This window comes from Acetivibrio sp. (assembly GCF_035371925.1).
Classification (GTDB): domain Bacteria; phylum Bacillota; class Clostridia; order Acetivibrionales; family Acetivibrionaceae; genus Hungateiclostridium.
Map to the genome: position 1 here is coordinate 1 of NZ_DAORXT010000100.1, position 10343 is coordinate 10343.

The 10343-nt window shown below is 37.3% G+C and carries 9 protein-coding genes; all 9 read right to left on the bottom strand.

Translation table 11 applies throughout. The features are described 5' to 3' along the window. Positions 1–15 precede the first annotated feature (15 nt). Positions 16–420 (bottom strand): DUF2752 domain-containing protein, encoded by a 405-nt coding sequence (locus PLH43_RS11535; RefSeq protein WP_324363240.1) that lies wholly within the window; start codon positions 418–420, stop codon positions 16–18. A gap of 120 nt (positions 421–540) precedes the next feature. Further along, positions 541–963 carry a hypothetical protein gene (locus PLH43_RS11540; RefSeq protein ID WP_324363242.1) on the bottom strand — a complete coding sequence of 141 codons (423 nt, stop codon included), beginning with the start codon at positions 961–963 and terminating at the stop codon, positions 541–543. A gap of 133 nt (positions 964–1096) precedes the next feature. Further along, positions 1097–2806 carry a S8 family serine peptidase gene (locus PLH43_RS11545; protein WP_324363244.1) on the bottom strand — a complete coding sequence of 570 codons (1710 nt, stop codon included), beginning with the start codon at positions 2804–2806 and terminating at the stop codon, positions 1097–1099. Between the two features lie 2 nt (positions 2807–2808). Further along, the gene (locus PLH43_RS11550; protein WP_324363246.1) at positions 2809–3108 is read right to left on the bottom strand and encodes a peptide maturation system acyl carrier-related protein; all 300 of its coding nucleotides are present in this window, start codon (positions 3106–3108) and stop codon (positions 2809–2811) included. A gap of 13 nt (positions 3109–3121) precedes the next feature. Continuing rightward, positions 3122–4249 (bottom strand): TIGR04066 family peptide maturation system protein, encoded by a 1128-nt coding sequence (locus PLH43_RS11555; RefSeq protein WP_324363248.1) that lies wholly within the window; start codon positions 4247–4249, stop codon positions 3122–3124. A 1-nt stretch (position 4250) separates the two neighbouring features. Continuing rightward, entirely contained in the window at positions 4251–5714 is a 1464-nt protein-coding gene (gene ccpM / locus PLH43_RS11560; RefSeq protein ID WP_324363251.1) for a Cys-rich peptide radical SAM maturase CcpM, read from the bottom strand. Between the two features lie 130 nt (positions 5715–5844). After that, positions 5845–6021 carry a CLI_3235 family bacteriocin precursor gene (locus PLH43_RS11565; protein WP_324363253.1) on the bottom strand — a complete coding sequence of 59 codons (177 nt, stop codon included), beginning with the start codon at positions 6019–6021 and terminating at the stop codon, positions 5845–5847. A 120-nt stretch (positions 6022–6141) separates the two neighbouring features. Continuing rightward, entirely contained in the window at positions 6142–7911 is a 1770-nt protein-coding gene (locus tag PLH43_RS11570; RefSeq protein WP_324363255.1) for an ABC transporter ATP-binding protein, read from the bottom strand. A gap of 217 nt (positions 7912–8128) precedes the next feature. After that, a complete protein-coding gene (locus PLH43_RS11575) occupies positions 8129–10048 on the bottom strand; it encodes an endo-1,4-beta-xylanase (RefSeq protein ID WP_324363257.1) in 1920 nt (639 codons plus the stop codon). Positions 10049–10343: the final 295 nt, after the last annotated feature.

A 10343-nucleotide genomic window follows, 5' to 3' on the forward strand; every position in this document is an offset into this window, starting at 1 on the left:
CATACTTTAACATCCCTACGCTTTTACAAATATTAGCCTTAATATCTCCCAATTGACAACAGCAGCAACCACTGTTATTGCTATCACAATGTTTATAAGATATCTTAGGGGCTTTAGCAAAATTGAATTGTTTTTTGTCAACACCCGAAGAATCCGGTATATTATTTCCAAGACGCACCATGCATATGCAAAGATACCTGCCATATTATACCGAAAGGCGCTCTTAAAATCAAAATGGCCTATTGAAACAAAGCTTCTTGTCATTCCGCAGCTGGGACAATTGTAACCCGTAATACTTTTAAAAAAGCATGTATTTGGAATATTGAAATCAACGCCCGGAAGCTTAAGATAAGTATAATCATCCCTTATATTCAAAATAAAGGAACATAAAACAACAAAAAACAGGAATAAAATAAGCACTAAATCATTCCTGTTATTATAATAATATATCTTCGAATCTTTATATGTATTGGAGTTTACAGACATTTTTAATACTACCCCGTTTTTCTCTCGGATAAATGCAGCCTTAAAGATATTTTATCAAGCAAGACGTCTTAAAACCCTTGCAACAAGAAGCAGTGCCCACAAGCCCAAGCCAACTATACCCAAGACTTTTCCTACTTTTCCCAGTGTACTGTTGGATTCATTTCCTTTAACTATAGCCAAAGGTCCAAAAACAACAGCACAGCAAAAAAGTGACAATATACCGAATACTAACGACAGAATACCTGCATTGTCGCTTTCTGCAGTATTATAGTTAGTTGTTCTCCTCATGGAATCATAACTTGGACTATAATTGGTGTTCATCCGTGAATTTATATTGCCGTTTGAACCGAAGTTATCGTCAACCCCATCGGAATATTCAGACTTAATCTCCATAGTTTCAGGAATTTTTCCGCCGCACCACTCACAAAACGAATTGAACTCGTTGTTCTCTCCTCCGCAGTTCGGACATTTTTTCATTGTCATACCCCCAATTCTAATACCAATTAACCTACATATAAATATAATATATTATATGATGTGATTTGTCACGATATTTAGAATTTTTTATTATTTTTTGTTATTTTTTATTAGATTGAAAAATTTGGTTGATTTACTCCGTGAAAGCTTGAGAATCACCTGAAACCTTATACAAATCAAGCATATAAGCATATATTTCATCCGCATTCAGACCATGGGACAGACTGAAAAATTTCATATTCTGCCTGTCGGCAAAGGCCTCATCATTTTCGGTTTCAGGCATGACCAAAATTAATTGACTGTCTTTCTTTTTGCATTCATCAATAAATTCTTTTACGGTATTGTTTAATTCTTCAAGCACAATAATAAATATATCCACTTCAAAGGACTTGATTAGCTTGTAAAAATAGTCGCTTTTTTTACCGGAAGCATTCATCCCATAGAGCAATACATCTGGATTGTAAAGCCCGTACAGGGTTTTAAGTCCTGCCGGATCATACTCTTTAATTACCGATTCTCCCCACAGAGGATTGTAGTTGTTTCCATATAATATTCCAAGACAGCTGTCACTTGCTGTCGTAATATTATACCCGTCCTTTAGAAAGCTACTTCTGAGGTCTTCCATTATCCCGTATAAATAACGCTCCGTAAAATCGCTTACAACAATCATCGGAATGTCTATTTCTCTTAAAATCGGAACATCCAAATACTTAAATATTGAAGGGTGCCACACCTTATTTGTCGCATTGGATCTAGGTACATTAATATCCCTGTTTGCATCCCTGTCGTCGAGATATATTACATTTTTACCGTAATCCATTGCTTTTTGAATCAACCTGTCACTGTTGCAAACGTCATGTTTGTATGGAATTTCATTTCCATCTATAATAACCGTATCAAAATTTTCATGCTTGTAACCTTTCCCACTCAACAGATTCTCTATTTCTTCCTCTCCGCTGCAATAGCAGTCACATACGAGGTCAACTTTTTCAATAATCTCAATGCGCGAGTTTCCGCTATAATATTTATTATTGTTGAAATTAATCATCAAAGCTCTTTTGGCCCAATCTATACTTTTGAACATGAACGTACCGGATTCTTTATCCTTTTTATTTATCGCCCCTTTCATTAATTCCCGCTTAACATCATCCACTTTTGCATAAGGATTTTTCTTTATGATATTATATACCTTCGCTGTTATAAAGGGAGTGGCATAGCTATTGCACGATTCACTGTAAAATGCTTCTTCGTTTATCCTTCTCAAAGAAACAGCCCCGTATGCGGTAATGTCCACACCATCGTTGGGGTAAAAGTTGTAGGTATATTCTCCCTCTTTCAAAGTATCCGTAAAATCCGCTTTTACCCCCACCACATTGGTAAAGCTTGACGGATACGTTATAATATACTGATTACTACACGCAGAAACAATCACAATTCCTCTCTCAGCCGCCAAATCCACAACCCTTTTTAATTCAATACTGTCGCTATAATGTACTGTGCCAAGGCTCATGTTGATAACTTTTATGCCGTTTTCAATACACCACTCGATTGCCTTTACAAGCTGTTCCTTCATCCCCTTTTTGTCCCGGTTGAGAACTTTTATGCTTCCTAAAGAAGCATCCGGAGCAAATTTGTGTATAATTGCAGCGCATATGGTCCCGTGATTTGGCAAGCCATTATCAGGAACCGGCTCTTTACAATCCTCCTCTTGTACAACCTCCAAGTTCCTATTAATCGCAATTTTATATTCAAGGGGCGGAATATCGAAAAAGTTCTCATAAACTCCATCATCAATAATAGCTATACTTATATTATTTTTACCCATAATAAACCTTTTTCCCATCCTTACCCTGCATTTTCAATCCGAACTTCTTTACCGCATTCCAATTCTTCTTTTATAATCTCAACTATATTCGCTAATGTATTGAACCTTCCGTCAATAATATATTTTTCATGTATTGTTATTCCAAAATACTTTTCAATGCTAAAAAATAGATATACCAAGTGCCTCGGCCTCATCCCCATATCATAGCCCAGCAAAGGCTTGTCCTTTATTTCCTCCCATACATCAATATAGTCCCATTGAAACTCATCTTTCAGCATTGTTAGCAATTTCAAAGCGATATTATCCTGTACCTTATTCATTTTAAACCCTCCTTTAAATACACTCTGCCTCTCCATATTCTGAAAGGGTATCGATAATAAAATCTGTCATTTGCAGGGCATCCTTACCGTTTAATACATTAAAAATTGTCTCCCCGTAAGATGAAAAATCCTTTATTTTTTCGTCAAGTATTTTCGTGTCAATGGGAACATAACTTTCTCTACTCAATTCCTTCGAATAAAACCAGTCAAAAATGACATTTGATATACTAAAGCAATCTACACGACATCCCAGCTTATACCGGACAGATTTTTTCAATCTAGTAAAATACTCCTCGACATAACCGTCATAATGACAGCAAAACACTGTTGAATCGGGAGTTACAGCCTGGGATACCTCATAGGCTAAGACACCAAACCCGTTTGTCAGTTTATTATTATAAGGCATAATGCCTCCCGGAATTCCTATAATAATCAAATCCGGCTTCTCCTCAATTTCCATTTGCTTTACGAAATGATTAAACATTACTATTTTATTTGACTCAGATATTTTTTTAGAGTACATAAATTGGGGAAAAGAATGAAATCCAAACAATTCACTATACTCCCGGCTTCCTATCTGGCTTATTTTATAGCCCTTTTTCAGGATATTTTCCCTTAATGCAAGCTGAGTTTCAAATTTATTTGCTCTATCTCCAACTCCCGCTACAAAAACCACAGGCGCGCAAATATTGTAAATTACCTCCTGTTGCGACGGTATTTCTGGATATTCTGCCAACTCTTTTGAATAAGCAAAATATTTAAAATCCACTTTATGCTCATTGCATTTGCCTAAAATCAAGTCAAATTCCTCTTTTTCCACCGGAATACATAAAACTATGTCCTTGCCTGCCTCAATTGCTCTCAAAATCTTTGGCAGAACGATACTCTTAAAATCCAAAGCATTATGGGATTTTGCAAACAGAACGGTATCGCACAAGCTTAGTTTTTCTTCAAAATCGCTGCTCACTACAATACCTATGTCATCCCCTCCATCTGCAGCTTTACCGTCCTTTCCATTCATTCCCCATCCCCTCGGGGAAACCAACGCAGCTATCTCATATCCATCCAAAAGCTTCTGGTGTCTTATTATTGGAGCCGATTCCAAATCATATGGATAAATCAAGATTTTATTTTTTTTCATTTTAGACCTCCACAATTTGGAGAATATTTGTGTCATTAAAATGATATCCGAACTCATTAAGCATACAGTAATCCTTCAGGTGCTCCTCCAATTCAAATCTGACTGATGCACAGTTCGCTTTCTTTTTTCCTGCAGACAATCTGTCCAATTCGTCAGCAGATGCTGCGCACAACGTACAGAATCGAAATGCCCAGCATTTGGTGCAGCTTTTTTCAGTAATTTGACCGACATTTAATATTCTCCTGATTTTGTCATAATCAAAGCCACTGTCAAGGGTTCCAATACGCATAACTTCCGATTCTTCACTTACTCTCTCACATGGATACAAATTGCCGTTTACATCTGCAAACAGCCTTGTTGCTCCAGGTATGCACGGTCCTCCATGGTGTTCTATATCGGAAAGCTCCTTGCTCCTCACCCTGTCGTCCAACAGGGCTTTCTTTAGAAAATCAAAGTAGCCCTTTACCAGCTTTGATGTCTTATTGTTATCAAACCGGTTAAGCCGCGCAAGATGTATTTTAAAAAGCTCATAGTTTAATTGAATGTCATATTCCTCATTTTCCATGTTTTCTTCTGTTTTTATATATTGAAGCGACATTTCCGTAGATGTAATCATGGAATCCTTAATCAAGTCATAGTCAGTAAAAAACTTATTAATGCATCCGAAGCTATCCTTTCGATCCAATACAGTATTAAAGGATATTTTCTTAAAATATTCCGGATAATTTTCTTTAAAGAATTGAAGGTTCTTATTTACTTTATCAAAGCTTCCACAGCCTGTGACTGCAAATTTTCTATTCCTGTCATGAACTTCTTTTGGCCCGTCAAGGCTAATGGAGATTTGTACATCATGTTCCATCAAGAACTCAATAATCTCTTTTGTAAACAAAGTCCCATTTGTTGTAGTGCTAAATGTGATTGTCTTTCCTTCAGAAATTTCTTTTGCATATGCTATTATTTTTTTTATAAGCTCAAATTCCAAAAGAGGTTCACCGCCATAGAAACCGATATTTACTACATCCACTTCCCGGGAATTGTCAAGTAAAAACTCGACTCCTTTTTTTGCGGTTTCAAAGCTCATTCTTACATTTTTGTGGCTCCTGTTTACATAGCCGCCGGAATATGGACAGTAATCGCATCTTAAATTACACTGCTGAGTGACCTGCAAGATGATCATAGACATCTTGTTTTGCAAGTAATCCTCAAGTATATCGCTGACAGGGTGGACAACTTTTTTTACTCTTTTAGACGACAAAAACCCCTTTTCCTTAAGTTCCTTTAATATATAGTTGCTCTCACAGTAAGACTGAAATTTTTCACCAATATAGTTTTTATCCTCCAATAAATCCTCGAGCATTCTATATGTCTCGTTATTTATTTTTATGATTGCATTGGTATTTACATCAAAAATGTACTTACCCCCCTGAGTTTCAAACAGGTGAATAAACGGTTTTTCTTTATTCATGATATTCTCTCCTGTCCCCGTTGCATTTAATCTTATTAAGCAATTCTGCGGCAACTTAGCTCTATTTTTAACAAGAGGATATAACCGGAATAAATTCCGGCTATATCCTTGTATTGCATCACCCAAAATATTATCCTTTATAACCAAAGGATGATTTTGTAGCACTCTTTGTACCATTTGTAACATTGTAATTTGCAGTAGCAATTACACCGCATGCGCATCCGCAACCGCATGTACATATACCAATACTAGCATATGCTTCTACTGTTTCTTTAACTGCATTCATGTTTTTGCCTAACTTTTTCATTCTTTTCACCCCCCAATTTGCATTAACCTCTTGAAAAGTTCGCGCGTATCTTCTCAAGCCTGTTTTTATATTTGAATTCCTCAACCTTCCGAGGAAAGCTGAAGAAAACAAAAGCAGTTTTTAAATACTCAAAGAATAAGTATCTGATTTTTCCTTAAAATCTTGGTTGAAATTATTTATTATATCCCTGTAAACCTTGTTGTTTTGATACAGTTCCTCATGCTTTCCAAGGGCCGCAACCTTTCCATCCTCAATGAATACGATTTTGTCTAACGCTTTTAAAATGGGCAACTTGTGAGTAACCATAAGAACTGTTTTGTCCTCAAGCTGATTTACAATGAGGTCCGCCATCTCCATTTCGGACTCAATATCATAGTTTGATGTTGCTTCATCAAGAACAAGTATCTTGGATTCTTTTGCAATTGCCCTCGCCATAGCTATCTTCTGCCTTTGTCCTCCGGACAGATTGGCACCGTTTGAACCCACAAAGGTATCATATTTTTGCGGCAATTCCTCAATCAAGTCCTCTATTCTGCTCTTCTTTGCAATCATACGCAGTTTTATATCATTGTTTTTTGAAAAAGGAATTATGTTTTCCCTAACTGTAGTATTAAAAAGGTATGCATTCTGACTTACCACCGAAATCATCTGCCTGTATTCCCTAAGCCTTATATGGGCAATATCAATATCATCAATAAGAATCCTTCCTCCATCCGGCTCTAAAAATCTCAAAAGCAAATTAATCAATGTTGTCTTGCCCGCTCCATTAGAGCCTATTACTGCAACCTTCTCACCTTTTTTTATTTCAAAGCTTATACCTTTAAGCACCTTGTTTTCTTCAGAATATTGAAACGAAACATTTTCAAATTTCAGGCTTTCGAAAGGAAGGTCCAAGAAGGTTTTCCCAAGCTCTTTCTCCCTATCCGTGTCCAAAAATTCAAAGAATCTTTTGGCAGAAGGTATTACGTCTGAAAAAGTGTATCCTATATTCAATATTGCCGAAATAGGTGTAGTAACATAAACGCTGTATGTAATAAATGCCATCAAGCCTCCAACCGTAAAGTTTGCCTTTAGTATCATGTACGCTCCCAAGATATACAAAAGTCCTGTAATTATCTCAAACAACACCGATTCAGACAGCTCATTAAGTTTATCCAGTACGTTCATTTTTATGTCGACTTTTATAAGTCTTCTCTGCTTCTTAATAAATTCACCGGTCTTTAGCCTGTCAATTCCCAGAAGCTTTACTTCCCTGACTCCCGCTACTGTATCTCCATACCATTCCGAATAATCGCTGTTGGCCTCCATATATTCGCTAAACAGCTTCTGCCTTTGTTTTGCCAAAAGTTTTACCAGTTTGTACTTGACGGGCAGCACAGCCAGTACAACCAGTGTCAGTTTCCAGTCAATTATGAATAGACCCACAATTCCACCTATCATCTTGAAAACCTGCGACACTATAAAAAACAAATTTGAATTGGCTATCTTCGAAATATTTCCAACATCCATATTAATGTTATTCATGATTGCTGCGCTGTTTGTGTTGTTGAAATAACCAAGCTTTAGCTTCATAGTTTGTTTAAAAGCCCTTTTTGAAAGCTCGTAGGGCATTATTGAACTTATCAGTACACGATACCTTGTTTCAATAAAGCCTATCCCCTGGTCAATCAACACCAAAAGCAAACTTAATGCTACAAGCTTTATAAGCAAATTGAAATTATTTTGAATCAAGCCGTCATCCACTATGCGTTTGCTTATTATCGGAACCAAGGTGTTTACTACCGCAGAAGACAGCATACAAATAAATATAATTATGATGTTCTTTTTATATGGTTTAAACAGTTTAATTAGCCTTTGCAATGTTCTCTTGTCTTCTTGTCTCACTCTCATAAAATCTCCTTCATTTCGTCCGTGTTTGTATATTACAACACTTTCCTGTATAAAAGGATGAAAAAATTTGAATATTCTGTGAATATCTTGTGCAAATACAATGAACTTTTTGTGAAAATTTTGTGAAAATAAATTATAATGAAGCAAAAAAGGTCGAGATTTCTCCCGACCTCTAAAATAGCTGCATTATTCAATTGGCGCAGACCAACATTAAATTTTAGCTCTTTATAGGTAATTCATCTATTTCTTTTAACAAATATCTTTTAAGAATAGTCAAATCTGTAGAACTAACTTTGCCGTCACCGTTTAAATCTCCAGCCTCAAGCCCGGCTTCAGACAATTCAAAACTCTTAAGCAAGTATCTTTTTAAGGCAGTCATATCCGTTGAGCTTACCTTCCCGTCCTGGTTTACATCACCGTATAAAACGGAGCCGACATCAGTTCCGTCCACAGTAAATGTATATACAGCTGTTCCGTTTCCTTTATTAAGCTCAATGGTCTTTACAAAAGGCGCTTTTCCAGGAACACTTACAGTAACCTCATATGTACCGTGGAAGCCTCTGAAATCGAATGCACCCTTACTGTCGGTAGTACCGGAAGTAATTGTGGTCCACTCCTTCAGCAAAGCTTGATATCTCTTTCCTGCTTCATTTACAGTCCAGTCCTGATCAACTATTGCGGCATCCTGTCCTCTCCAGTGGACACCTGCCCAATATCCCCACATTATAATACCGTCAACGGACGGATGGCTGAAAGCTATCCGGTAAAGGTTTTCAAGGTTTTCTGCCCTTTTCTTTACATCCGGTGTTTTAGAATCATATTCGGTTACCCATATAGGAATCCCCAAAGTCGCCAAATTATCCAGTCTGGCTTTTACAACAAGAGGGGCAACCACTTCATCAAAATGTCCCTGTACTCCTATGCCGTCTATCTCGGCACCGTTTTCCAAGAGCCATTCGATTTGACTTATGTATGCATCACCCTCAGCATAAGTTATAATATTGAAGTCGTTTACAAAGAGCTTTGCATCCGGGTCCAGCTCCCTGGTCCTCTTAAACATATAAGGCCATATGGACTCTCCCAAACGGCTCTTGAAGAAATCACCGTGGAGCATCTCATTGTTTACGTCCCAGTGAAGGAATTTGCCCCTAAAGTGGGGAACAACACTTTCAAGTCTTGCATCTATCGCTTTTAAAAGAGCGTCATTGCTAAGACCTTTGAGCCATGACGGCTGCCACTCTTCAGGCTCCCAGAATACACAATGGCCTCTTACCTTTATATCGTTTTCGGCACACCATTCATACAATCTGTCCGCATTATAATAAGAAACATTGCCCTGGCTGCTTTCGTTGGAGTACCATTTTGCTTCATTTTCAAACACTGCCCATTCATAATTGTTTTTGAAAAATTCGGTATAACGGGAATCATGCATTGCATTCATGGTAATAGCCGAACCAAATCCAAAATCATGTTTTACCTGACGAACGTCGAGGCTCACTCCCGAAACAGGTTTATTGCTTGAATCCACAATCTTTATTTTGGCATCCCTTTTTCTGATTTGCTCAATTCTGGCATTTGCTTCTTCTTTCCATGTTGCGGATGAACCCACTTTTGTTACTGTAACGTCATCAACATAGTAACTTACACCTGCCTGAGGCCCTTCTATATAAAGTTCAAGGCCTGTAACATCAGTGCCTGTATAATTGTACGGCCCCGACATCCTGTACCATTTAGAACCGTCAACCGTAGCCAAAGTAATGGTGTCATACACCGGGTCCTTGCCGCTGTCAACTTTTTTCATGGATATTTTGACCTGGTGGCTTCCTGTCCCGGCAATTTTAACCCATGCCGAAATTTGATAAGTCATACCTACAGTAAGCTTGTCAAGCATATCCTGGGCTACACCGTTCCACTCCTGAGTCCTGTCCGTAACGAAAACACAATAGCTTCCGCCGTGTGCATCCGTGTCGACTGCCTCAATGGTACAATCTCCATAAGGATACCATCCTTCAGTGCTTCCCAGCTCAAATCCCGGGTTTAGCAAAAGATTGTCTTCTGCTGCCCAACCCCCCTCCATTGGAATAATGAAGGTTAGCATCAATGTAATAATTACAATTAATGTTGCTGCTTTCTTCATAAATAAATCCCCCCAAAAAAATGTACATTATTTTTATATAATTTCGCATAATTTGACGGCTTTTTGACGCTCAATTTGGTTTTACATAAAGCCTTAACACTTTACACATCATATATGCTGCGCAAAAATATAATTGAGAAAAGTAAATATTTTAAGCAAATTGAAGAAATAATCAAAATATAGACCGTTTTATTTGTTTAGTTTTCCAACATATTGACAATTATGTGTTGAATATAACAATGTATAATGCCCCCCATTGTCAAGACAATTTTTTTAGCTTTTCTAAGTTAGATTC

Bases quoted from the DNA above. Each gene is read 5' to 3' on its own strand.
- PLH43_RS11540 (WP_324363242.1), bottom strand. From the start codon at position 963: ATGAAAAAATGTCCGAACTGCGGAGGAGAGAACAACGAGTTCAATTCG.
- PLH43_RS11545 (WP_324363244.1), bottom strand. From the start codon at position 2,806: ATGGGAAAAAGGTTTATTATGGGTAAAAATAATATAAGTATAGCTATT.
- PLH43_RS11550 (WP_324363246.1), bottom strand. From the start codon at position 3,108: ATGAATAAGGTACAGGATAATATCGCTTTGAAATTGCTAACAATGCTG.
- PLH43_RS11555 (WP_324363248.1), bottom strand. From the start codon at position 4,249: ATGAAAAAAAATAAAATCTTGATTTATCCATATGATTTGGAATCGGCT.
- ccpM (WP_324363251.1), bottom strand. From the start codon at position 5,714: ATGAATAAAGAAAAACCGTTTATTCACCTGTTTGAAACTCAGGGGGGT.
- PLH43_RS11565 (WP_324363253.1), bottom strand. From the start codon at position 6,021: ATGAAAAAGTTAGGCAAAAACATGAATGCAGTTAAAGAAACAGTAGAA.
- PLH43_RS11570 (WP_324363255.1), bottom strand. From the start codon at position 7,911: ATGAGAGTGAGACAAGAAGACAAGAGAACATTGCAAAGGCTAATTAAA.
- PLH43_RS11575 (WP_324363257.1), bottom strand. From the start codon at position 10,048: ATGAAGAAAGCAGCAACATTAATTGTAATTATTACATTGATGCTAACC.